The sequence below is a fragment of the Falsibacillus albus genome, assembly GCF_003668575.1.
Taxonomy (GTDB): Bacteria; Bacillota; Bacilli; order Bacillales; family DSM-25281; genus Falsibacillus; species Falsibacillus albus.
In genome coordinates, this window is the sequence record NZ_RCVZ01000001.1 from 468,237 (window position 1) to 489,435 (window position 21,199).

Sequence of the window (21,199 nt, forward strand, 5' to 3'; positions counted from 1 at the left end):
ACATAACCTTAATTGAAATAAATGCTTAGGAGGGAGATTCATGAAAATAAAAGCGAGGGAAGGAGACACGCTTACATCGCTCAGCCAAGCGTTTTATATTCCTGTGCCATTGATACAGGAAGCAAATGGACGTCTCGATTCCGATGTATTGACTCCAGGCAAGCAGGTAGATATTCCAGGATATGAAAGTGAGCAATACCGCCTGCGACAAGGAGATTCCCTATGGGAAATTTCAAGAAGGTGCGAGGTGCGGGAAGATGCCATTCTGATGCTAAATCAGGGGATCAGCTTCCAAAGCATTCAGCCTGATAAGGTCATACTCATTCCAAGTAGAATAAAGAACATCATCATAACGGAAAAGGTTCCATATAATTTTGATACCTTCAATAAAGACCTATTGAGATTGTTAACTGTTTATCCATTTATCAAGAAAAGAGTGATCGGTAGGAGCGTGTTAAATCAGCCGATCATTGAATTGAAAATCGGAAGGGGAAAAGAAAAAGTTCATTGGAACGGCTCATTTCATGCAAATGAATGGATAACAACCCCAGTCATCATGAAGTTTATTAACGAGTTGGCACTCTCCGTCACCAATGGAAAAGAAATAATGCACACAAATATGTTGAAAATATTCGAAACAAGGAGTATATCCATTGTTCCCATGGTAAATCCGGATGGAGTTGATCTCGTTCTGAATGGCCCGCCAAGCCATATCAAAGATAAACTCATTCAATTGAATGGAGGAAGGGATGATTTCACTGGATGGAAAGCAAATATCCGAGGGGTGGACCTAAATAAACAATTTCCGGCAAGATGGCAGGATGAAAAGCAGAGAAAGAATCTCACATCGCCTGGACCAAGGGATTATGGAGGAATTAAGCCATTATCCGAGCCCGAAACAATCGTGATGGCTAAATTGGCCCAAAAGGAAAAGTTTGATGTACTATTGGCTTTCCATACCCAAGGACAGGAATTTTATTGGGGATTCGGAGGCTTGGAACCACAGAAGTCTAAATCATTGGCAGAAGCAATTGAGAAAATGAGCGGTTATTCGTCAGTTCAATTTATAGATAGCTATGCAGGATATAAAGATTGGTTCATTAAGAAATTCCGTAATCCTGGATTTACCATTGAATTAGGAAAGGGAATCAACCCTCTGCCGCTCTCACAATTTGATGAAATATATTCCGCCTCCAGGGGTATATTTATAGCGAGTTTACTTTATTAAACAATTTTGGGTATTTTAAACGATTACAATTTCATGAAAAATATATTAAAATTATGAAACATTTTATGGTGAAAATCGTACTAATTGATAAGGAATGTGGGAAGGGAAGTGGTGGGGTGATAAGATTCAGCTTGAAATGTGTGGAATATCTTAAATTCTCACTACTTTTTTGTGTCTTATTTTTTATTCTTTCCGGGTGCCAGGATGTTACACAGAGTCAAGTGGAGAAGGGAAAGGTAGAAGAGGCTACCCCCACTGAACTACCTCAACCTCATAACGAAATCAATGCAAAGAAGATCACTCCTATTCCAACAGAAGGATTCGACAAAATTGTCGGATGGCAGGATGAGCAGTCGATTATCTTTCTGTATGAGGAGGATTCCAAGGCAATCATTGCTTCTTATAACCTCTATTCTGGACAGCAAAAAGAACTATACTCCACTGAAGATCCCGTTACAGATGTCATCTTGAGTCCGAATGGCAAAATGATCCTGGCCATCACATCCCCTTATACTTATCGAGCAACGGTTCATGTTATTTCCATCCAAGAGCCAAAAATCCTCTACTCACAGGATATTGACAGCTTTCAATTAAATGTCGAATGGAACCGTTGGGATGAAAGCAGCATCCTCATTACAGCCTTTGATCAAAATTGGGGATTTAAGGTATTTCTCCTGAATTGGAATGGAAGAAGATTGGAGCCAATAGATGCCCCGCAGCCATTTTTAAAATGGCAATCGAAAAGTTCGCTGCTTGCACAGGATTGGGATAGAAATGGTCAGAGTCTTGAAGCACCGATCATGTCACTTGATATCCGAAAAATGACAGAATGGAAGCAGGTTACTCCTGCTGCCATTCATTTTGATGTATTCGGAAAGATCTTAATGACCATCACTGAATCATCTACAGACAGCGACCGTGCCATCTATCAATTTTACGATGGAGATATGAAAAAATTATCGAGCTTTACAGCTCCGCAAATAAGCCAGTATTCTGATTGGCTCGTACCTTACTATGACCTGAACGATCAAACAAATGAGCTGCTCACATTCGTCCCGTATAAAAGTGGTGTCATTGATGAATACACAGAAGGTTTCCAACTCATGAAATATTCATTTGATCAAGGTAAACAGACCATAGTGGTTGACCATTTGGACAATGAACCATTAAAATGTTCACCAGATGGCACCAAGTGTTTATATGGATTTCAGTTGGAAAAGCTGATTGATATTAAAACAAATAAAATAACGAATCTTGTTCAACAGTAGGAGGCGCAGCTAAAAATGGCAATTGTCGACGTAACAGTGATACCAATCGGAACAGAAACTCCAAGCATCAGTCAATATGTGGCAGATCTCCAGACAATTTTAGCATCGTATCAGGATGAGGGGAAAATACGCTTTCAATTAACACCTATGAACACAATCATTGAAGGGGAACTGCCGGTTTTGTTTGAAGTCATTCAAAAAATCCATGAAGCTCCATTTTCAAATGGAATCCAGCGTGTTGCAACGAATATCAGAATAGATGACCGTAGGGACAAAAAGCGGAAAATGGAAGACAAGTTGGAAAGTGTCCAATCTAAATTGAAATAAAAAGGCTCTTTTCAGCTGGGAAATTTTCATTCAACGAAACGTAAAAATCGGGATTAGGATTTTAACAACAAGCTTTAAGAAACCAGCCAATAAAAAAGGGCTATTTTAGCAGCTCTAAGGTTAACGCCAAAAGGGATTGAAAATGATTTCTCAATCCCTTTTGGCGTTTTTTTTATAATCGTAAAGTTTATTGCTATTAGTCAAGGATCTAGAAGGTTGATTTTCGCGGAAGGGTGCTCACTTTCCAAGGGGCGGGGGGTGAAGTCCTCAGCAATCTAAAACATTCCGCTCCAAACTATTTTATGGGGAAATTTTCAAAGATAAAAAAACTGTAGACAAACTCAAATTTTTTGAATTTGCCTACAGTCCATGGCTGCAACTAAAGCTCTTTTTTAATGGGTAATTGCAGGGAAGCCGTGATGGACGACTGTCATGAAAGAGAACCAGCCAAATATCCCCAAAGCACCTAATCCAAATATGATTCCTAATAGGTTTTTGGTTTTAAAAGCGTTTACACTTGCGAAAACAGCAAGCAGAGCAACAAGGGCAAAAATGATAACAAGACCCATTTATGATGACTCCTTTCCTTGGTTGAGAATTTTTATATGTAAGATTATAGCATTCATTCATATTTTATAGTTTTTTTTCCAATTTGTCGAGGTACTGTTTTGGAATGTTTTTCTCTCTTCAGTAGTATGCTGCATTTTCAAGTCTCTTATGTTTTTTCATTCCAACCTTTTTCATGATAAAATCGAAATGGAGGTGCTTTAATATGAAATGGAATAGAATTCCACTGGGACCGATTCAAACAAATTGCTACATATTGACTGACGATGATTCACATTGTTTGATCATAGATCCAGGTGATGAAGCTGAACATCTTATAAATTGGATTAAAAAGCGCGATCTGAAACCGCTCGCTATATTGCTGACACATGCTCATTTTGATCATATCGGTGCTGTTGATAAAATTCGTGATAAATATGAAATTCCGTTATATATTCATGAAAAGGAAGCAAAATGGCTCCTGGATCCTGCCCTTAATGGATCTCAGTTTTTCAACCTGATCGAACCGATTAGGATCAAACCTGCTGATCAATTCCTTGCAGAGGAAGGGATGCTGCAAATAGGACCATTTCAATTGAATGTCCTGGAAACCCCTGGCCATTCTCCTGGAAGCGTTTCGTATTATGTGGAAAAGGATGGTTTCGTGATCGCAGGTGATACGTTATTCTTCCAAGGGATCGGGAGAACCGATCTTCCTGGAGGAAACCAAGATCAGCTGATGAAGACGATCCATAATAAGCTATTAACGCTGCCGGAAGACACAATTGTGCTTTCAGGACATGGGGTGGAGACCAATATTCAGGATGAAATGGATGGCAATCCATTTTTGACAGGGTTTTAAAACTTTGTATAAATACAATGGCATGTTCATAACTATATAATAGATTGACTGACATCTTAATTAGTCCCATCTTATGATTGGATTTTAGTGTAAAGAGGTCAGTCTTTTGTTATTCCATGTCTTTGGAGGCATACAATGAAGGGTTTTTTAATGAAGAAAATCAAGAAAAACGGAATGTTGACGGTATCTGAGTATATGGATCTTTCCTTATACCATCCACAACGGGGCTATTACATGAGGATGCAAAAGAAAATCGGGGATAAGGGGGATTATATAACAAGCTCCAAAATTTCACCCGTTTTTGCAAAGATGCTCGTGCAATATGCCCTGTCCCAATGGAATAAAAAAGATCTGGACTATCGATTCTGTGAAATCGGGAGCGGGGATGGGACATTTGCTCATCAATTCCTTACCCAGCTTAAGGAGCTTTCTCCTGAAGTTTACAATAAACTGACGTATTACTTGATTGAAAAAAGTCCGTTTCATCGCACCCTTATCGAAAAAAACGTGAACTTTCATTCCATGGTGCTGCTGGACGATCTAAAAAAAATCAATTCTTTTTCTGGCATCGTTTTTTCAAATGAGTGGCTGGATGCACTCCCGGTTCATGTAATCGAGAAAAAGCATGGGTCCCTTTTTGAAATAATGATTTCTGTGAAGGAACATCAGCTGATTGAGACAAGCATCCCATTAACAAATAAAAAGATCATTTCCTTTCTCGAAGAATATGATCTTAATTTGGGAAATGGCCAAAGGATCGAAATTCCATTAAAAATGATCGAAAGCTACCGGCAATTGGTTCATTCCATACAGAATGGGACGGTCATTACCATTGATTATGGGTACTTGGAGAGTGAATGGAAACAGCCTTATTTAAAAAAAGGGAGCCTGAGAGGATACAAAGACCATCGGATCCAAGAAAATTATCTTGCATCCCCCGGTGAAATGGATTTGACGTCACATATTCACTTCGATGTTCTGAAGCAATTAGGCGAAAAAAATGGTTTTCACTCAATACTGCTTGAAGATCAACGAACATTCCTTGAGAATTTGGGGATTTACAAAGAATTATTGAATTGCACGGACATGGATCCATTTTCTTATGAAAGAAAATGGAACAGGGGCATCATGCAGCTCATGGACGGGGGAGGAGTCTCCAGCCGCTTTAAAGTATTAGTACAGGAAAGAATCATTAGAAAGTAAAAAGACCATCTGCAAGAGTAGTCAATCACTCAGTTGCCGAATGGTCTTTTGTTTTTTGGAAGGTACAGCTTATCAATGTCCTCCGCCTGGAGTCATCATAAAGGTCGTCCAGTATGTGAATCCTGCAAAGAAAACGGTTAAATACGCTCCAAAAACATAAATATACATACGTTCAGATAATTTCAAATAGCTCAATAAAATAAAGAATCCTGTTTGGCCTAGGAAGATCAAAGCTGTTTTATCCATACCTCCTAGGTAGAAAAAGACTGTGAAAATTCCTGTCCAGAAGCCCAATACTCTGTACATGCGATCCATTTATGTATCCCTCCTTTTTACCCTCGGTCCATCAATTAAATATTATAAATGAAACATGAATAAATTGTAAATATTTCATCGTCCTTAGTTTATGACATTTGCCAGATAATTAAACAAATAATTGGCTATTTTTTAGGCGATTGAAATAAAACGTTTTCAATTGATGGTTATTTTTATTATACATGAAAAGAATGGAAAGGAAATGGACAACTTTTTTAAAATCTCATTCCACGCTGCAGGGCCCCAACCTGCCTCAATCAACATCAAATGATGAATTTTTTTGTGAAATTCGGTAGTTCCGGACCGAATTGTCCCCTATCTGTGTATCGTTGTGCATATAACTGTACAATACTTATACATATATTGTACAATTGTTTTAGCAATCAAATACTGGAATGAAATAAAGGAAGGGGAAGATATGGAATGGAGGAGCTAATCTTTTATACGTACCCGAGCTGTACGTCATGCAGGAAGGCAAAGAAGTGGCTGAAGGCAAATTCGATTGAATTTTCCGAGCGTCATATATTCAGGGACCCTCCAACCTTGGATGAGTTAATGGGAATCCTGTCTCATACCACCGAAGGTCTGGATGAAATCCTTGCCACTAGGAGTCAGTCTTATAAAGATTTATCCGTTGATATCAATGATCTTCATCTATCTGAAATCCTCCAATTGATCCTCGACAATCCAAAGCTTTTGAGAAGGCCGATTCTATTTGACGGTAGCAAAATTTTAGTGGGCTATCATCCTGAGGGATTACGAAGCATGACCAATAAGAAAAAAGCATTGCAGCTGACAAGTTGAACCATAATAATGAGGTGGGGACATAACTAAATCACACATAAAAGGCGAACAATTTCAAGAAAAATTAGGGATCTGTTATTACACCGTTTTTGATTTCCTTGCAAGACTTCGCTTTCCGCGGGGCGGGCGGTGGACGTCCGGAGTCTCGCACCTTCCGCTCCAATCAATATTAATCGATGATTGGTGCAAACCGAAAGGGACAGCCGCTTTTAAAGTGTACCCCTTGTAAAGGACATCTTTAAAAAAGGGCTAGGCTACCTGAAGAAGATGATTTCTGTATTGTACAGGGGTCATCTTTTTTCTATTCCATTGATATCGAGTATGGTTGTAATGATGAATATATCTGTTTACCTCTTTGTGAATTTCCTCAATTGTTTTACATGCTTTAATGTTTACTTCATCTTTAAAGTGACCAAAGAAGGACTCGATTGGGGCATTGTCCCAACAGTTTCCCCTTCGAGACATAGACTGGAGTAGTCCCAGTTTCTTCACGTGTTTCTGAAAGTCAGGGTGGGTATAATGTGTGCCTTGATCAGAGTGGATGAGGGCATTTTCAGCCTTTTTAAACCGTCGATTTTTCTTTAGCTTGTTCAATGTTTCGGAGGCTAAATCCATCGTGATCCGACTAGAGACATGATGCGCTAGCACTTCGCCTGTAGACCCATCCTTGATTACTGACAACTCTTTGTCCACCATGATATTGGAGGTAAGTAATATCAGTGAGAAGTACTTTTCCAGGCGGTTGAAGTTACGGTTTAGCAAGTTAGGAACAACGCGGTGTTCCTGAGTTGCCTTCATCAGTCTCTTATAAGGATTTGCCTTTCGCGCAGGGCAAACAATGTCATATTTCTTCATAATCCTTCGGATTTTCTTTAGGTTGAAGATACACTGAAATTGCCCCGCCAATGTCATCTTGATTTGACGTGCCCCTTTCTTCCGACCTTTAAACACAAAGGCTTTTAAGATTAACTCTTTGGCTGCTTCATCTTTGGTTTCTTGTCGTTTTCGATGTGCTTCAGCCTCTGGGGAGAAATAACGATAATAACCACTACGTGAAACACCAGCTATCACACAAAGGAATTTAACCATATGTTTCAAGTTGTATTTCTCTATCACATATCGAATAAGAACGAACTTTTGGCCAGCCGGTACGTTCATTTCAGCCCCCTTTCTAGCATTCGGATCTTTTTTAAGAGTTCATGTTCAGCCTCCAGTAAGTTCATCTTAGCTTCCAACCGAGCATATTTTTCTTCTAAAGATAACTCCTTATCACGTGTTCTGCCAGATTTTCCTTTTCTAGTATCCTTGAGGCCTAATCCCCCTTCTTCCGCATATGCTTTTTTCCACCGATACGCAGCTGACTTAATTCTCCGCTTCCCTAAAATATCAATGTCAAATCCTGCTTCCTCGTATATTTGTGTTGAAAACTTTCCACTTCTAGATTCTGAAATAAAGTGGTGTTTAAATTCCTCTGAATATGTAATGCCTTTTGAGCTAATTGAAGTAACGTAGGGGTTTTTAGATAATATAGAGATCTCTTTCTCTGTAAAAAGTTTCTTAGTCATAAATTCTCCGTCTCCCAATTTCTGATGTGATATTGATTATACAAAAAATACCCTATAGAGAGCACTTTTTTAAGTGTCTACTCTATAGGGTACATTTTATTTTAGGCTGTCCCTTTTTTTCTGCGCCTCCGGTCGAGGCGCCGCCGCTTTTCTTTGTGCAGCTATGGCGGCTAGAGGCTGTGAGCTTTTATACTGGGCTAGCTGGATTCGAACCAACGCATGTCGCAGTCAAAGTGCGATGCCTTACCGCTTGGCTATAGCCCATCATTGCTACAAAAATAATTTACCCCGCGTTTATAATTGCTATTCACAAAAAATATAACTTTTTGTAATTTATTGAAGGAAATTGACGAGTGAGATCGAATATTAAATTTAATCTAATCAAAAGGTGGTGGATGTGATTGTAGCAAAAAAAGTTGAAAGCATATCCAAAGGATTACTCCGGGCAGCACTCGAGCAAAAAGCAACGGATGTCCATTTGGCCCCCAGAAAGGAAGATTATTTTATTCAATTTCGGACAAACGGAAAATTGATCCCCTTCCAAACACTGCCCATCGAAATGGGTGAGAGGCTTATTTCTCATTTGAAATTCATGGCCCAGATGGATATCAGTGAAAAAAGAAAGCCTCAAAGCGGTTCTTATCAAATCTCCTTTCCGGGATTGCACGCCTCTTTAAGAATTTCCTCCTTGCCTACCGCGTATTCAAAAGAAAGCATCGTCATTCGGATTCATTACCCCAATCAACACGTTCCTATCGAAAAAATGACCTTATTTCCAAAAACCCTTCTGACCCTTCAGGCGTTTCTAAAACACTCCCATGGATTAATAATTTTCACCGGACCTACCGGGAGTGGAAAAACTACGACATTATACTCGCTTGTTCAATATTGCTCGGAAAACCTGAATCGTAATGTCATTACACTCGAGGACCCCATTGAAAAACAGGATGATAAATTATTGCAGGTGCAAGTGAATGAAAAAGCAGGGGTGACCTATTCAACAGGTCTCAAAGCCATCTTGAGGCATGACCCGGACATCATCATGGTAGGTGAAATCCGTGATGCCGAAACGGCAAAAATCTCCATTAGGGCAGCTCTTACGGGACACCTAGTCTTAACCACTCTCCATACGAGAGACGCAAAAGGCGCCATATATCGACTACTGGAATTTGGTGTCAACTGGCATGAAATTGAACAAACGCTGATAGCCGTTTCAGCCCAAAGGTTAATCCATCTTCAATGTCCGCAATGCAAGGAGGAGCGAGAAGATTCATGCTCCCACAAATTTAATAAGCAGCGAGCAAGCGTCTATGAATTGTTATATGGAAAAGCGCTCCTTTCCGTTTTGAAAGAATCCCGTGGGGAAAAAGAGGCGTACAATTACCCGACATTAAAAAATATATTAAGGAAGGGGATCGCTCTTGGCTACATTTCCAATGAGGAATACAATCGCTGGATCCACCAAGAACAAAAAGCGGATCACACCTAAAAAACAGGGGGATGTATTGATCCAGATGAGCGAATTGCTGGAGCATGGATTCACATTGAATGAAGCTTTGAGTTTTTTAGGGAAATTGCACACAGCTCTTGAGGGAAGATTGCAAAATGTCATCCAGCATCTATATGATGGAGTTCCATTGAATGATGCCTTTTTTCGGGAGGGATTCGATTTCAATGTGTGCACTCAAATCTATTTTGCTGAAAAAAATGGGACGCTGATCATTGCATTAAAGGAATCAGGGCGCTATTTGAATCAACGTGAAAAAGATCGTCAAAAGCTGCTAAATCTCCTGCAATATCCTTTCTTTTTATTCCTCACATTGATGGTTATCATTTTATTGATGAAAACCATTTTATTTCCAAGATTCCATACTTTATACACCTCAATGGGGTATGAACCTTCAAAGGGAATGTCCATGTACCTCGCGTCCATCCAAAATGCGCCTAGATTTTTTGTGGTGATCATTTTAGCCTCATTATTGATCGCCGTGATTTTCCATCTTATCATCAGAAACTGGAAGCCGATAGCGAAAGCCAACTTCTTCAGTAGACTTCCATATTTCGGCACCCACTATAAGCTGGTGACCAGTTTCTTTTTTTCCAGGGAGTGGGGATTTATTCTATCAAGCGGTTTTTCCATCAATGAGGGCTTGGACATCATGAAATCTCAAAATCATCATAGATTACTGAAAGAGATTTCACAATTGATCAATCAGCAGCTCATGTTAGGGAAAAGTTTTTCTGATGCTTTATCGGAAATGTCCATTTTTGATGAAGATATGGCGATGGTCGCCAAACATGGAGAAAAAAATGGAATGCTCGAACAGGAATTACTTTTTTACAGCAAATATTGTCTATCCTCTGAACGAGAGAAGATCGAGAAAGGATTAAAATTGATTCAACCCTTGACCTTTTTAATTATTGGCTGTTTTATCGTATCGATCTATTTATCAATCTTGCTGCCCATGTTTGAAGCAATGGAAACTATTTAAGAATAGGAGAAAAACATGAATGAAAAAGGTTTTACGTTAATTGAAATGATGATTGTATTGCTGGTGATATCCGTTCTGCTTTTTATTACGATTCCAAATGTAACAAAACATACCGCATCGATTAACCAGAAAGGCTGCAAGGCTTTTGTCCATATGGTCCAGGGACAAGTGGAGGCTTATCAAATGGAAAAAGGCACGTTGCCTGCTTCGGTAGCAGACCTCAATACTGAAGGCTATTTGAGGGACGGCGAAACTCAATGTCCGAACGGGGATGCAATCACCATCGATGCAGACGGGACCGTAACCTCCACCAGTACATCACCATGATCAGGAATGAGGATGGTTTTACCCTTGTTGAGAGTTTGATAGTGATGACCATTTTAATGATCATCATGTTGGTTGGCTCTGCCAATATGAAAAAAATGAATGATGAAGTAGGAAAAAATTTGTTTTTTTCACAGTTAAAAGCTGATCTGTTTTATTCAGAAGTATATGCACAAAGCAGAAAAGAAGCAGTGGTAATCTCTTTCTTTCCGAATAACGACCAATATACAGCTATAAGCGTCAATAGGAACTTATATCTTTTTGAAAGGAAATTGCCGAAATTTGTGGATATGAAGGATTCCAACTTAACCAGCTTCATGATCGATCCACAAGGAAATACAAATCGCTTTGGAACCGTTAATTTTCAAGCACAAAATAAATATTACCGTTTAACGGTTTATATTGGAAGGGGGCGGTTCATTGTACGATAATCAAAGAGGATTTACAGTCATGGAAGCACTGCTTTCATTTAGTCTAATCCTATTTTTGACTGCCTCCGCATTCCCCGTGTTATTCCATCTTCTGCATTTGCTCAAGAATTCCGAGCTAGAGTTCAATTCACATCGCCTCTTGTATGAAAGCTTAGAAAAGGTTCTGCTGCAAAATTCTTCAATTGAAAAGACCGTCACAGAGGATGGACATCCATATCATGTCATATTGAATGAGACGGAGAAAGGAGTATGGATGGCCTGTGTCGATTATAAAAATACTGAAAATAAAAGGAAACAATACTGTCTTGAAGAAGTTGAGCCGCAATAATGGATTTACTCTTTTAGAAGCTCTCTTTATTTTGCTGATCTTCTCTTTCATGGTTGCTTTTGTGCCTCTTATCGTCAGTAGTTATCAAAAAATAAATCAATACGATCCATCAACCATTTTTGAATGGGAGCTTTTTCTTGTACAATTGCGCAATGAAATAAAGGAATCGGCTGACATTTCATTATCATCGGGGACATTATCCCTTACAACAGCCAAGGGAACTGTACAGTACGAAAAGTACAGTGATGTCATCAGGCGGAGGATCAATTATCAAGGTCATGAAGTAGTGCTTCAAAATATTAAAAACATTGAATTCACTTTGAATCAAAACGAATTGTTGATGAAAGTACAGTTCCAAAATCAGAAAAAGCGGGAGGCATCCTTTATTGTTTTTCAGGGGAATCCAACGGTTGTGGCGTCCGGTCTCGAATAAAAATGGTTTCATCTTTCCTTTTGCCTTGATTTTAACTTTCACATCATTGTTCATCTTATCCATGGGCGTGGATATAACGTTGACGGAAAGAAAGTACCAGCACGAACTTGTTGAATATTACAAGATGGAAAGTGCAATGGTGCTTGCCGGGAAACATGTAGAATCCATGATCCAGGACCATGGGGATCAACCGATTGAAGGCAGTCTCTTATTCTCATCTATAAATATCCGGTATACCGTTGAAGATGTGCAGGATATGAAAATCATTCATGTAACAGCCGAGGGAAAAGAAGGGAGGAAATGGGGGATGAAATTCGTTTATAATGTAGGGACCAAAGAAATTGTGGATTGGAAAGATGAGTAGGAGGGAACTTTTTGTTATACTTCATTGGTTATATGGGAGCTGGCAAAACGACAGTGGGAAAGGAAATGGCGGAACTGAATGGTTTGGCGCTTGTCGACCTGGATCACGCAATAGAAATGGAGCAGGAAAAAAGCATAAAGGAAATTTTCCATGAAGATGGACAGGATTATTTTCGAGAGCTTGAAACTGCTGCCTTAAGAAAGTTCTCCGTCCAAAACGGGATTGTGACGACGGGTGGAGGAGTTATTTTGAAAGAGGAAAATAGGGAATTGATGAAAAAGACAGGAGAGGTCATTTATTTAAGGTGCAGGCCGGAAACACTCTATATGCGATTAAAGTATGATGAAACAAGGCCATTGATTCAGGATAAATCGCAGGAAGAATTCATTTCCATGTTCCGGCAAAGGGAAAGATTATACGAAGAGGCAGCCACATTGATTATTGATACGGATGGCATGGGTGTAGAGGAAATCGTTCAAACCATCCAAGACCGTTTAAATTCTTGATGGCAGGGGCATAATGACCATAATGATCCAAGGTGGTGCCCTTATGTCGACGAATGACTATGTAAAGTATATTACACAAACCTTTGTGAAACATTTCGATCAGCCGAAATCAGAACGAAGGGAACTCCGGAGCAAGCGGAAGGATGAAAGGCCTCCGCTGCTTTATCACTGGTTCGGAGTCATTCCATATGCGTTTATGATGATTTTTAAAAAAAGAAGATGATCAAGTTTAGAGCGAAAAATCCGGATGGTTTTCCATCCGGATTTTTTGCTTCACCCGGCTTCGTTTGAGAGATAAAAGATTCCGCCATTGATGATTTCTACTTTGATCCTTGGTTCATACTGTTCTTTCAGAGCTTCCTTTTCAATATAGTAGGCTTCCGGTTTTTCCAGGGAATCACCGTAGAAATGCTCCAAAAGCGCCAAATCTTCCTCCCACCTGCTTTTGGCTTCATCCGCCCACTCTTCATCCATCTGGGATAATTCATGCTGGATATAGGCTTCAATTCTATTTATTCCGCTCGATGGCCGAATGATGGGAGAAAGCGTGAAACAAAAATCGGGAATTTTGGGTGTAACCGGCCGTTGGACCACGCGATCGTGAAAATCTTCCACCAGTTGTCCATGAATGAGATTCAATCCGAAAGAACGGAACATATCCTTTTTGCGATCGCTTATAAACGAAATTTTAAGATTTAATGCCAGCCACGGGTGCAGTGGGATTTGTCTGAGCTGAAATGATTGCTGCTGTTCATAAAGCCGGATATAGCTGGCAATTTTTTTGGTGGACTTGAAAATTTGATGCAGGCGGGGTGATCCGAAATGAATCGATTCACCTTGAATATCAGGTGGTGACTTTTCATGGTCTGTGATAAACGTCAGTTTCATCGGATTGGGGACTCCGCCTGTTTTCTCAAGATAATGCCAATAAAAAGGGCGGTTCATTAACTCTTTATCCATTTCGATCGTCAGCTGTACAGTCATGTGCCCTTGGCTTTGATCAATCATTTCACAGCCATTGGCTTCAAAGTAATGTTTAAGAAATTGATGTATTTCTTGCTGCTTCATTTTGGTCACCCTCATTTCGATAGGTTTCAGCGAATTGGATCATCGCCGATAAATTATCCATTTTGATGTTCATTTCCCCTTCAGTTTTTGATTTTGCGAAAATATCCATTAAATGATCTTCGATTTTTCCGAATTCAAGTCTGGTGAGAATATCATCGAGTTCACCGATGACCCGCTCGAAAAGGTTTATTTTTTCATACAATATTTTCAGAATATGTTCCTCTACTGTATCTTTTGTTGCGAAGTTGTAAATGTGAACGTCTTCTTCTTGGCCGAGTCGGTGCACCCTTCCGATCCGCTGCTCCAAGCGCATCGGGTTCCATGGAAGATCAAAGTTGATCATATAGTGGCAAAACTGCAGGTTGATCCCTTCTCCACCGGCTTCTGTTGCAATCAATACTTGTGCATGTTTTTGGAAAAGTTCTCTCATCCAATCTTTCTTTCCCCGCTTGAATCCTCCCCGAAAAGGAACGGAACTTATTCCATGCTGCTTCAAGTACCATTGAAGATAAAGTTGAGTAGCCCTGTATTCAGTGAAAATGATCACTTTATCATTTATACCTTGGATCAATTCCAATACTTTTTCAGCTTTTGAATTCTTTTGTACTTGATCGACCTTTTGAAATAGATGCCTTATCTTGTCCTCGAATTGTTGAGTCGGGTTTTCCATTTTATTAATCATATTCTTCAGAGTGAAGAAGACGGCTTCCCGGCTGCTGCAAGCTTCCCGCTGCAGTGTCATGATGGAGAATGGACTTGTATTGATATATTCATGGTGCTGCCTCAGAATTTGAATGGCATCATAGAGTTCTCTTTCAGAAGGGCTGAATTCAATCGGTACGGTTGTGACATGTCTTTTCGTCCATTCAATGCCAGTGTCTGCGCGGCGGTTGCGGATCATTACTTTGTTTACCAGTTCTCTTAGATGTGCGTCTTCCTGAATGGATCGATCGCCCTTTTTGTACTTCTCGGCAAAAATAGATTCATTGCCTAAATGGCCTGGTTTTAGAAGAGAAACTAAATGAAACACTTCATCAATTCGATTTTGGATGGGGGTTGCCGTTAATAGTAAACAAAATTTCTTTTTAAGATTTTGGACAAATTCATAATTTTTTGTTTTATGATTTTTGAGTTTATGTGCTTCATCAATAATGACAAGATCATAGTTTTGTTCATAAATCTTTTCTCTGTGAGGACTTCTTTTTGCTGTATCCATTGAAGAAACGACACAATCACATTGGTCCCAGACATAATCTTTTTTTTGGGCAACTGCTGGTATATGAAATTTTGTATTCAATTCAAATGCCCATTGTGAAACGAGTGATGCAGGCACGAGTATGAGGATCTTTTTTGCAAGTCCCCGAATCATATATTCTTTTAAAATCAACCCTGCTTCAATCGTTTTTCCCAGGCCGACTTCATCGGCGAGAATCGCTTTGCCATTCATACTTTCCACCACTTGCTTCGCTACCTCAAGCTGATGTGGAAGAGGTGTGAAGTTCGTTAAATGTTTCGGTGCCTGCAGCCCTTCAAAATCAGGCACGATCAATTGCTTTCCGACTTCGACGGCCAGCTTATACAAATCCCAATTGCCCCAGGGACCATCCTGATTGAATCTTTCAATAAAACCTTCTGACCATGATTGATCAAATTCAATATTAATCGTCATTGATACAACTCCCTTATTTCTTGGGCGTTTTCCCAAAGTCTTGATATTCATCATGCATTTTTCGTAAATTTTCAGAATAGAGCTACTACTAAAAATTGATTGCCGAAAATAGTGAGTTAATGATAGGATGTAAATAGCTTTGAATGTTAAGAAATTTTAAACTAAGCAATCAATTTCCAAAATGTATCATCATTGTTTTATTATGACCAATTTTCAATATAATATAGGCGAATGACAACAAGGGGAGAGACTGATATTCAGCGCCGAAGGAGCAAGCAGCCAAATTGTGAATCTCTCAGGCAAAAAGACTCTTGTTGGACGCAACTCTGGAGAGTGTTTCAGTAAGAAAAGCAGTAGCTGTAATCATTATCATTTATTTAGCAATAATTGCTATCTATGAAAATAGAATTCAGATGTATTGTTACTTCTTTCAATCTTGGGACATTCTTTATAGAGTGAAGCAAGAGTACATAAAACATAATGATGATATTCAGCCGAATTTTCTTATATATGAAACCACCAAAGAGGCAAACCAGCATGGTTAAACTTTCAGGTGAAAGGACAGAGAAATCTCAGTGAAAAGGGGTTTTTCTGTCCTTTTTTATTGAGTCTGAAACTTGGATTAAATGGAGGAAGGGGAATAAGGATGTCGGATTTAAAAAGAACACCTTTATTTGAAGTTTACAAAGAGTATGGTGCCAAAACGATTGACTTTGGCGGATGGGATTTGCCGGTTCAGTTTTCCAGCATTAAAGAAGAGCATGAAGCCGTACGGACGAAAGCAGGACTTTTTGACGTTTCCCACATGGGCGAGGTCGAGGTGAAAGGACAGGATAGCCTTACTTATCTACAAAAGATCATGACCAATGATGTATCGAAATTGAAGGATGGCGGCGCACAATATACGGCGATGTGCTATGAAAACGGCGGCACTGTCGATGACCTTCTAGTCTATAAAATCGAGGATGCCCACTACTTGTTAGTCATCAATGCTTCCAATATCGATAAAGATTATGATTGGCTTGAAAAGCATTTGGAAGGTGATGTCACGATCCGCAATCTTTCAGAGGAAACAGCACAGCTTGCCCTTCAAGGTCCGATGGCTGAAAAGGTATTGCAGCAATTGGCGGACAATCATCAATTGGATGAAATAAAATTCTTTAAATTCCAAACCGAAGTGAACTTGAATGGTGTTCATGCACTCGTTTCACGTACTGGCTACACCGGTGAAGATGGGTTTGAAATTTACTGTGCAGCGGAGGATGCCGTGAAACTTTGGAAGAGCATCCTTGAAACCGGAAAAGAAGAAGGGGTCGTTCCATGTGGTTTAGGGGCAAGGGACACTCTTCGCTTTGAGGCGAATCTAGCATTATATGGCCAGGAGCTTTCCCCTGAAATCACTCCGATTGAAGCAGGGATCGGTTTTGCTGTCCGTGTTGACAAGGATATAGAGTTTATCGGGAAAAAAGTCTTAAAAGAACAGAAGGAAAACGGGGCTCCACGCAAGTTGGTCGGGATTGAAATGATCGATAGAGGGATCCCTCGCCACGGGTACCCAATTTATCATGGTGCAGAGCTCATCGGGGAGGTTACCACTGGAACCCAATCTCCAACGTTGAAGAAAAATATAGGATTGGCCTTGATCAATAAAGAATTCACCGAACTTGGAACGGAATTGGAAGTTGAAATCCGCGGAAAAAGATTGAAAGCACATGTTGTAGGAACGCCATTTTATAAAAGACCAAAAAAATGATTGTTTGAAAGGAGTTGCGTCATGAAGCATCGTTATTTACCTATGACAGAACAAGATCAAAAAGAAATGCTGGATGCCATCGGGGTAGAAAGTGTTGAAGAGTTGTTCCAGGATATCCCTGAAAAAGTAAGATTCAATGGTGAGTATAAAATTAAAGCGGCAAAACCTGAAACTGCATTATTAAAAGAATTAACTCAAATGGCAAGTAAAAATGCAGATTTGAAAGCGAACAGTTCATTCTTGGGTGCGGGGGTATATGACCACTATATCCCTACGATCGTTGACCATGTGATTTCACGCTCAGAATTTTACACAGCGTACACTCCATATCAGCCAGAGATTTCCCAGGGGGAATTACAGGCGATTTTCGAATTTCAAACAATGATTTGTGAATTGACGGGCATGGATGTTGCCAACTCATCCATGTATGACGGAGGGACCGCGCTTGCTGAAGCTGCCATGCTCAGTGCGGGTCAGACAAGAAGAAAAAAGGTTCTGATATCCGAGACGGTGCATCCCGAATCAAAGGAAGTTGTCAAAATGTATGCCAAAGGACAATACATTGACGTTGTTGAAATTCCTTCTCAAAATGGCGCGACCAACCTTGAAGAATTGAAAAATCAAATGGATGAGGATGTAGCGGCTGTAATTGTCCAATATCCGAACTTCTTTGGGCAAATAGAACCTTTGAAGGATATTGAACCGATCGTGCATGCTCAAAAGTCATTATTTGTCGTGTCCAGCAACCCTCTCGCATTGGGGGCTTTGACACCTCCGGGATCGTTCGGGGCGGATATTGTTGTAGGGGACGCTCAGCCATTTGGAATTCCATCAGCATTCGGCGGACCTCACTGCGGATACTTTGCTGTCACGAGCAAATTAATGCGTAAAGTACCAGGAAGGCTTGTCGGCCAAACGGTTGATGAAGACGGCAAAAGAGGCTTCGTTCTTACACTCCAGGCAAGGGAGCAGCATATCCGAAGGGATAAGGCGACATCCAACATTTGTTCCAATCAGGCATTGAACGCATTGGCAGCATCCGTTTCCATGACTGCCCTTGGAAAAAAAGGTGTTAAAGAAATTGCTTTACAGAACATTCAAAAAGCAAATTATTTGAAAAAACTTCTTAAAGAAAAAGGCTATGACATTCCATTCAATGGATATAGCTTCAATGAATTCGTCGTGAATATAGGAAAGCCCATTAAGGAAATCAATCAGGTGCTTCTTACTAAAAACATTATTGGAGGCTATGATTTGGGAAGGGATTTCCCGGCATTGGAAAATCATATGCTTATTGCCGTTACCGAACTTCGTACGAAGGAAGAAATTGAAACTTTCGTAAAGGAATTGGGGGATTGTCATGAATAATAGCCATCAGTCACTCATTTTTGAGTTGTCGAAACCAGGTCGAGTAGGATATAGTTTACCGGAAATGGATATACCGGAATTGCCGTTGGATGACTTGCTTCCGCAGGAATATATCCGTACAGAAGAGCCTGAACTTCCTGAAGTGTCGGAACTGGATATCATGCGTCATTATACTGCACTTTCCAAAAGGAATCATGGGGTGGATTCAGGTTTTTATCCCCTTGGATCATGTACGATGAAATATAATCCGAAAATTAACGAGAGTGTTGCGAGATACAGTGGATTCGCACACATCCATCCATTACAGGATGAAAGTACGGTTCAAGGTGCAATGGAATTAATGTATGATCTTCAGGAGCATTTGATCGAAATTACAGGAATGGATGAAGTGACTCTTCAGCCAGCTGCAGGTGCCCATGGTGAATGGACAGGTTTGATGATGATCCGCGCGTATCATGAAGCCAACGGGGAAAAGCATCGGACAAAAGTGATCGTCCCTGATTCGGCACATGGCACCAATCCAGCATCAGCTACTGTTGCTGGGTTTGAAACGGTAACAGTAAAGTCGGATGAAAACGGGCTGGTAGATCTTGAAGATTTGAAAAGGGTGGTAGGTACTGATACGGCTGCGTTAATGCTGACCAACCCAAATACCCTCGGATTATTTGAAGAGAATATTTTGGAAATGGCTGAAATCGTCCACGGAGCAGGCGGAAAACTTTATTATGATGGCGCCAATTTAAATGCTGTTCTTTCCAAAGCACGTCCAGGAGATATGGGATTTGATGTCGTGCATCTAAATCTCCATAAAACGTTTACCGGACCACACGGAGGAGGAGGTCCGGGGTCTGGGCCCGTCGGAGTCAAGTCAGACTTGATTCCATACCTTCCAAAGCCGATTTTAAAGAAGGTTGAAGACAAATTCGTATTTGATTATGATCGTCCGCAATCAATCGGCCGCGTAAAGCCTTATTACGGTAATTTCGGCATCAATGTCAGAGCATATACGTATATCCGGACGATGGGGCCGGATGGATTGAAAGCAGTAACCGAAAATGCTGTTTTGAATGCCAATTACATGATGAGAAGACTTGCACCATTCTTTGATCTGCCATATGACCGTCATTGCAAGCACGAATTTGTATTGAGCGGAAAGCGTCAAAAGAAACTTGGTGTCAGGACCCTTGACATTGCCAAGAGATTGCTGGACTTTGGATATCATCCACCAACCATCTATTTCCCGCTGAACGTCGAGGAAGGTATGATGATAGAACCAACAGAAACAGAGTCCAAAGAAACCTTGGATGCTTTCATCGATGCCATGATTCAAATTGCGAAAGAAACCGAAGAAACTCCTGAAGTCGTTCAGGAGGCTCCTCATACAACCGTTGTAAAACGGATGGATGAGACCCTTGCTGCACGGAAACCTGTACTGCGCTACCTAAAAGCATGATTTATAAAAAGGATTGAACCCGCTCCTATTGAGGATGGTTCAATCCTTTTATCATTTCCTGTCATTGAAAAGTTGGTTGTTTAAGGGTTTATAAGTGTTTAAGAAACCTTTCCGGGGCATCCAAAAATTGCCTCATGAGGTTTACATGCTCAATCTCATCATATTGTATTTGAGAGATATGGTGGTCATTAAAAGAATAAATCGTTGAGTGGGGCAATGCCATTAATAATGGAGAATGGGTAATGATGATGTATTGTGAGCCGTTATTAATGGAATCTATGATCATGCTCATAAATGCTAATTGTCTCATGGGGGATAAAGGCGTTTCCGGCTCATCGAGCATATAAAGCCCGTTCGGCTTTATATTAGCTTCGAAAAAATCCAAAAAGCTCTCTCCGTGTGAACGAAATTCAAGTCCATCCTCGTATCGCTGCTTCAATTCATGCAATGTCCTGTTATGGGGCAATGCAGCTAAGCTCTTGGCATAGGAAGAACGATCCCTATATTCATGTTCAATCCTGCTTAATTCGTTCTGAGCTTCTTCTTTCATTTGTTTAAGGCGTATTGTAAATCCGATGAAATCTTCGGCTCTTAAAAAAAATCCTTTCTTTGTCTTTACCTTCCAAGTCAGCTTCAATAGGCTGCTCAGCTGGATGGATGACTTAAGAAAAGGATCCAAACCCCAATCAGTCCTTCCGATATTAGGCAAATCCGCCTCCGCTGCCATTCCTTGAAGCAGGGTTGATTTTCCGGAGCCGTTCTCACCGACGAAAATGGTTATCGGGGTATGGAAATACATTGGTTCAAGCGTTTGAATGACCGGTAAATCAAATGGATAGGCTGCTTCATTGCTGCAATTTCCCCTATTAAATTCCAGTTTGTTTAGAAACAT

Annotated in this window: 25 protein-coding genes, 1 tRNA gene and 2 riboswitches; of the genes, 18 read left to right on the forward strand and 8 right to left on the reverse strand. The window is 40.2% G+C overall.

What is annotated here, in order from left to right; translation table 11 throughout:
• Nucleotides 1–40: 40 nt before the first annotated feature.
• From D9X91_RS02290 to D9X91_RS02300, 3 genes are all read left to right on the forward strand, one after another.
• A complete protein-coding gene (locus tag D9X91_RS02290) occupies nucleotides 41–1,228 on the forward strand; it encodes a M14 family metallopeptidase (RefSeq protein ID WP_121678924.1) in 1,188 nt (395 codons plus the stop codon).
• Nucleotides 1,229–1,449: 221 nt separating this feature from the next.
• Entirely contained in the window at nucleotides 1,450–2,496 is a 1,047-nt protein-coding gene (locus D9X91_RS02295; RefSeq protein WP_148709036.1) for a YqgU-like beta propeller domain-containing protein, read from the forward strand.
• Nucleotides 2,497–2,511: 15 nt separating this feature from the next.
• Nucleotides 2,512–2,823 carry an MTH1187 family thiamine-binding protein gene (locus D9X91_RS02300; protein WP_121678926.1) on the forward strand — a complete coding sequence of 104 codons (312 nt, stop codon included), beginning with the start codon at nucleotides 2,512–2,514 and terminating at the stop codon, nucleotides 2,821–2,823.
• A 392-nt stretch (nucleotides 2,824–3,215) separates the two neighbouring features.
• Here the strand turns inward: D9X91_RS02300 and D9X91_RS02305 are convergent, their stop codons facing one another.
• On the reverse strand, nucleotides 3,216–3,392 hold the full coding sequence (locus D9X91_RS02305) for a DUF2759 domain-containing protein (RefSeq protein WP_121678927.1): 177 nt from the start codon (nucleotides 3,390–3,392) through the stop codon (nucleotides 3,216–3,218).
• A 203-nt stretch (nucleotides 3,393–3,595) separates the two neighbouring features.
• On the opposite strand from D9X91_RS02305, the gene D9X91_RS02310 reads away from it, so the two are divergent.
• Nucleotides 3,596–4,231, forward strand: a complete 636-nt coding sequence (locus D9X91_RS02310) for an MBL fold metallo-hydrolase (protein WP_121678928.1) — start codon at nucleotides 3,596–3,598, stop codon at nucleotides 4,229–4,231.
• A gap of 135 nt (nucleotides 4,232–4,366) precedes the next feature.
• Nucleotides 4,367–5,434: a class I SAM-dependent methyltransferase gene (locus D9X91_RS02315; protein ID WP_121678929.1), complete on the forward strand. Its 1,068-nt coding sequence runs from the start codon at nucleotides 4,367–4,369 to the stop codon at nucleotides 5,432–5,434.
• 72 nt (nucleotides 5,435–5,506) lie between these two features.
• Here D9X91_RS02315 and D9X91_RS02320 read toward each other — a convergent pair whose 3' ends face one another.
• Complete coding sequence (locus D9X91_RS02320; RefSeq protein WP_121678930.1) at nucleotides 5,507–5,749, reverse strand: DUF2626 domain-containing protein; 243 nt, start codon at nucleotides 5,747–5,749, stop codon at nucleotides 5,507–5,509.
• Nucleotides 5,750–6,172: 423 nt separating this feature from the next.
• Between D9X91_RS02320 and D9X91_RS02325 the strand changes: the two genes are divergently transcribed.
• Nucleotides 6,173–6,553, forward strand: a complete 381-nt coding sequence (locus D9X91_RS02325; RefSeq protein ID WP_121678931.1) for a Spx/MgsR family RNA polymerase-binding regulatory protein — start codon at nucleotides 6,173–6,175, stop codon at nucleotides 6,551–6,553.
• A gap of 249 nt (nucleotides 6,554–6,802) precedes the next feature.
• Here the strand turns inward: D9X91_RS02325 and D9X91_RS02330 are convergent, their stop codons facing one another.
• The 3 genes from D9X91_RS02330 to D9X91_RS02335 all read right to left on the reverse strand — a co-directional run bounded on the left by D9X91_RS02330 (nucleotide 6,803) and on the right by D9X91_RS02335 (nucleotide 8,382).
• Nucleotides 6,803–7,711, reverse strand: coding sequence for an IS3 family transposase (locus D9X91_RS02330; RefSeq protein WP_233569479.1), 909 nt, complete (start codon nucleotides 7,709–7,711; stop codon nucleotides 6,803–6,805).
• Nucleotides 7,708–8,118, reverse strand: coding sequence for an HTH domain-containing protein (locus tag D9X91_RS22800; protein WP_233569480.1), 411 nt, complete (start codon nucleotides 8,116–8,118; stop codon nucleotides 7,708–7,710). Before D9X91_RS22800 ends, D9X91_RS02330 begins: the two co-directional genes overlap by 4 nt.
• A 192-nt stretch (nucleotides 8,119–8,310) precedes the next feature.
• A tRNA-Gln gene (locus tag D9X91_RS02335) sits at nucleotides 8,311–8,382 on the reverse strand.
• Nucleotides 8,383–8,515: 133 nt separating this feature from the next.
• On the opposite strand from D9X91_RS02335, the gene comGA reads away from it, so the two are divergent.
• Genes comGA through D9X91_RS02375 form a run of 9 tightly spaced genes read left to right on the forward strand, consistent with a single transcriptional unit; the run spans nucleotide 8,516 to nucleotide 13,219 of the window.
• A complete protein-coding gene (gene comGA / locus D9X91_RS02340; protein ID WP_325050489.1) occupies nucleotides 8,516–9,607 on the forward strand; it encodes a competence type IV pilus ATPase ComGA in 1,092 nt (363 codons plus the stop codon).
• A complete protein-coding gene (gene comGB, locus D9X91_RS02345; RefSeq protein WP_121678932.1) occupies nucleotides 9,540–10,610 on the forward strand; it encodes a competence type IV pilus assembly protein ComGB in 1,071 nt (356 codons plus the stop codon). Before comGA ends, comGB begins: the two co-directional genes overlap by 68 nt.
• 15 nt (nucleotides 10,611–10,625) lie before the next feature.
• Complete coding sequence (comGC, locus tag D9X91_RS02350; RefSeq protein WP_121678933.1) at nucleotides 10,626–10,937, forward strand: competence type IV pilus major pilin ComGC; 312 nt, start codon at nucleotides 10,626–10,628, stop codon at nucleotides 10,935–10,937.
• Nucleotides 10,934–11,365, forward strand: coding sequence for a competence type IV pilus minor pilin ComGD (comGD, locus tag D9X91_RS02355; protein WP_158598215.1), 432 nt, complete (start codon nucleotides 10,934–10,936; stop codon nucleotides 11,363–11,365). The genes comGC and comGD overlap by 4 nt, the downstream gene beginning before the upstream one ends.
• Entirely contained in the window at nucleotides 11,355–11,693 is a 339-nt protein-coding gene (locus D9X91_RS22295) for a hypothetical protein (protein WP_148709037.1), read from the forward strand. Before comGD ends, D9X91_RS22295 begins: the two co-directional genes overlap by 11 nt.
• On the forward strand, nucleotides 11,671–12,126 hold the full coding sequence (gene comGF / locus D9X91_RS02360; protein ID WP_158598216.1) for a competence type IV pilus minor pilin ComGF: 456 nt from the start codon (nucleotides 11,671–11,673) through the stop codon (nucleotides 12,124–12,126). Before D9X91_RS22295 ends, comGF begins: the two co-directional genes overlap by 23 nt.
• On the forward strand, nucleotides 12,104–12,490 hold the full coding sequence (gene comGG, locus D9X91_RS02365; protein ID WP_121678936.1) for a competence type IV pilus minor pilin ComGG: 387 nt from the start codon (nucleotides 12,104–12,106) through the stop codon (nucleotides 12,488–12,490). The genes comGF and comGG overlap by 23 nt, the downstream gene beginning before the upstream one ends.
• 11 nt (nucleotides 12,491–12,501) lie before the next feature.
• Nucleotides 12,502–12,996, forward strand: a complete 495-nt coding sequence (locus tag D9X91_RS02370; protein ID WP_121678937.1) for a shikimate kinase — start codon at nucleotides 12,502–12,504, stop codon at nucleotides 12,994–12,996.
• A gap of 13 nt (nucleotides 12,997–13,009) precedes the next feature.
• Nucleotides 13,010–13,219 (forward strand): YqzE family protein, encoded by a 210-nt coding sequence (locus D9X91_RS02375; RefSeq protein ID WP_407644167.1) that lies wholly within the window; start codon nucleotides 13,010–13,012, stop codon nucleotides 13,217–13,219.
• Nucleotides 13,220–13,269: 50 nt separating this feature from the next.
• Here D9X91_RS02375 and D9X91_RS02380 read toward each other — a convergent pair whose 3' ends face one another.
• Complete coding sequence (locus D9X91_RS02380; protein WP_121678939.1) at nucleotides 13,270–14,064, reverse strand: YqhG family protein; 795 nt, start codon at nucleotides 14,062–14,064, stop codon at nucleotides 13,270–13,272.
• A complete protein-coding gene (locus D9X91_RS02385) occupies nucleotides 14,033–15,733 on the reverse strand; it encodes a DEAD/DEAH box helicase (RefSeq protein WP_121678940.1) in 1,701 nt (566 codons plus the stop codon). The genes D9X91_RS02380 and D9X91_RS02385 overlap by 32 nt, the downstream gene beginning before the upstream one ends.
• A 231-nt stretch (nucleotides 15,734–15,964) precedes the next feature.
• A riboswitch (glycine riboswitch) is annotated at nucleotides 15,965–16,054 on the forward strand.
• Nucleotides 16,055–16,214: 160 nt separating this feature from the next.
• A riboswitch (glycine riboswitch) is annotated at nucleotides 16,215–16,308 on the forward strand.
• Nucleotides 16,309–16,379: 71 nt separating this feature from the next.
• Between D9X91_RS02385 and gcvT the strand changes: the two genes are divergently transcribed.
• From gcvT to gcvPB, 3 genes are read left to right on the forward strand one after another with little or no spacing between them, the layout of a single operon-like run.
• Complete coding sequence (gene gcvT, locus D9X91_RS02390; RefSeq protein WP_121678941.1) at nucleotides 16,380–17,486, forward strand: glycine cleavage system aminomethyltransferase GcvT; 1,107 nt, start codon at nucleotides 16,380–16,382, stop codon at nucleotides 17,484–17,486.
• Between the two features lie 21 nt (nucleotides 17,487–17,507).
• Nucleotides 17,508–18,854 carry an aminomethyl-transferring glycine dehydrogenase subunit GcvPA gene (gcvPA, locus tag D9X91_RS02395; RefSeq protein WP_121678942.1) on the forward strand — a complete coding sequence of 449 codons (1,347 nt, stop codon included), beginning with the start codon at nucleotides 17,508–17,510 and terminating at the stop codon, nucleotides 18,852–18,854.
• On the forward strand, nucleotides 18,847–20,307 hold the full coding sequence (gene gcvPB, locus D9X91_RS02400; RefSeq protein ID WP_121678943.1) for an aminomethyl-transferring glycine dehydrogenase subunit GcvPB: 1,461 nt from the start codon (nucleotides 18,847–18,849) through the stop codon (nucleotides 20,305–20,307). Before gcvPA ends, gcvPB begins: the two co-directional genes overlap by 8 nt.
• An 88-nt stretch (nucleotides 20,308–20,395) precedes the next feature.
• Here gcvPB and D9X91_RS02405 read toward each other — a convergent pair whose 3' ends face one another.
• A complete protein-coding gene (locus D9X91_RS02405) occupies nucleotides 20,396–21,199 on the reverse strand; it encodes an AAA family ATPase (RefSeq protein WP_158598217.1) in 804 nt (267 codons plus the stop codon).

Excerpts from the sequence above, each read along its gene's own strand:
- comGD (WP_158598215.1), top strand. The coding sequence starts at position 10,934 with ATGATCAGGAATGAGGATGGTTTTACCCTTGTTGAGAGTTTGATAGTG.
- D9X91_RS02385 (WP_121678940.1), bottom strand. The coding sequence starts at position 15,733 with ATGACGATTAATATTGAATTTGATCAATCATGGTCAGAAGGTTTTATT.
- D9X91_RS02405 (WP_158598217.1), bottom strand. The coding sequence starts at position 21,199 with ATGTTTCTAAACAAACTGGAATTTAATAGGGGAAATTGCAGCAATGAA.
- gcvPB (WP_121678943.1), top strand. The coding sequence starts at position 18,847 with ATGAATAATAGCCATCAGTCACTCATTTTTGAGTTGTCGAAACCAGGT.
- D9X91_RS02305 (WP_121678927.1), bottom strand. The coding sequence starts at position 3,392 with ATGGGTCTTGTTATCATTTTTGCCCTTGTTGCTCTGCTTGCTGTTTTC.
- comGC (WP_121678933.1), top strand. The coding sequence starts at position 10,626 with ATGAATGAAAAAGGTTTTACGTTAATTGAAATGATGATTGTATTGCTG.
- D9X91_RS02330 (WP_233569479.1), bottom strand. The coding sequence starts at position 7,711 with ATGAACGTACCGGCTGGCCAAAAGTTCGTTCTTATTCGATATGTGATA.
- gcvT (WP_121678941.1), top strand. The coding sequence starts at position 16,380 with ATGTCGGATTTAAAAAGAACACCTTTATTTGAAGTTTACAAAGAGTAT.
- D9X91_RS02290 (WP_121678924.1), top strand. The coding sequence starts at position 41 with ATGAAAATAAAAGCGAGGGAAGGAGACACGCTTACATCGCTCAGCCAA.
- D9X91_RS22800 (WP_233569480.1), bottom strand. The coding sequence starts at position 8,118 with ATGACTAAGAAACTTTTTACAGAGAAAGAGATCTCTATATTATCTAAA.
- D9X91_RS02375 (WP_407644167.1), top strand. The coding sequence starts at position 13,010 with ATGACCATAATGATCCAAGGTGGTGCCCTTATGTCGACGAATGACTAT.
- D9X91_RS02310 (WP_121678928.1), top strand. The coding sequence starts at position 3,596 with ATGAAATGGAATAGAATTCCACTGGGACCGATTCAAACAAATTGCTAC.
- D9X91_RS02315 (WP_121678929.1), top strand. The coding sequence starts at position 4,367 with ATGAAGGGTTTTTTAATGAAGAAAATCAAGAAAAACGGAATGTTGACG.
- D9X91_RS02380 (WP_121678939.1), bottom strand. The coding sequence starts at position 14,064 with ATGAAGCAGCAAGAAATACATCAATTTCTTAAACATTACTTTGAAGCC.
- gcvPA (WP_121678942.1), top strand. The coding sequence starts at position 17,508 with ATGAAGCATCGTTATTTACCTATGACAGAACAAGATCAAAAAGAAATG.
- D9X91_RS02325 (WP_121678931.1), top strand. The coding sequence starts at position 6,173 with ATGGAGGAGCTAATCTTTTATACGTACCCGAGCTGTACGTCATGCAGG.
- D9X91_RS02300 (WP_121678926.1), top strand. The coding sequence starts at position 2,512 with ATGGCAATTGTCGACGTAACAGTGATACCAATCGGAACAGAAACTCCA.
- D9X91_RS02320 (WP_121678930.1), bottom strand. The coding sequence starts at position 5,749 with ATGGATCGCATGTACAGAGTATTGGGCTTCTGGACAGGAATTTTCACA.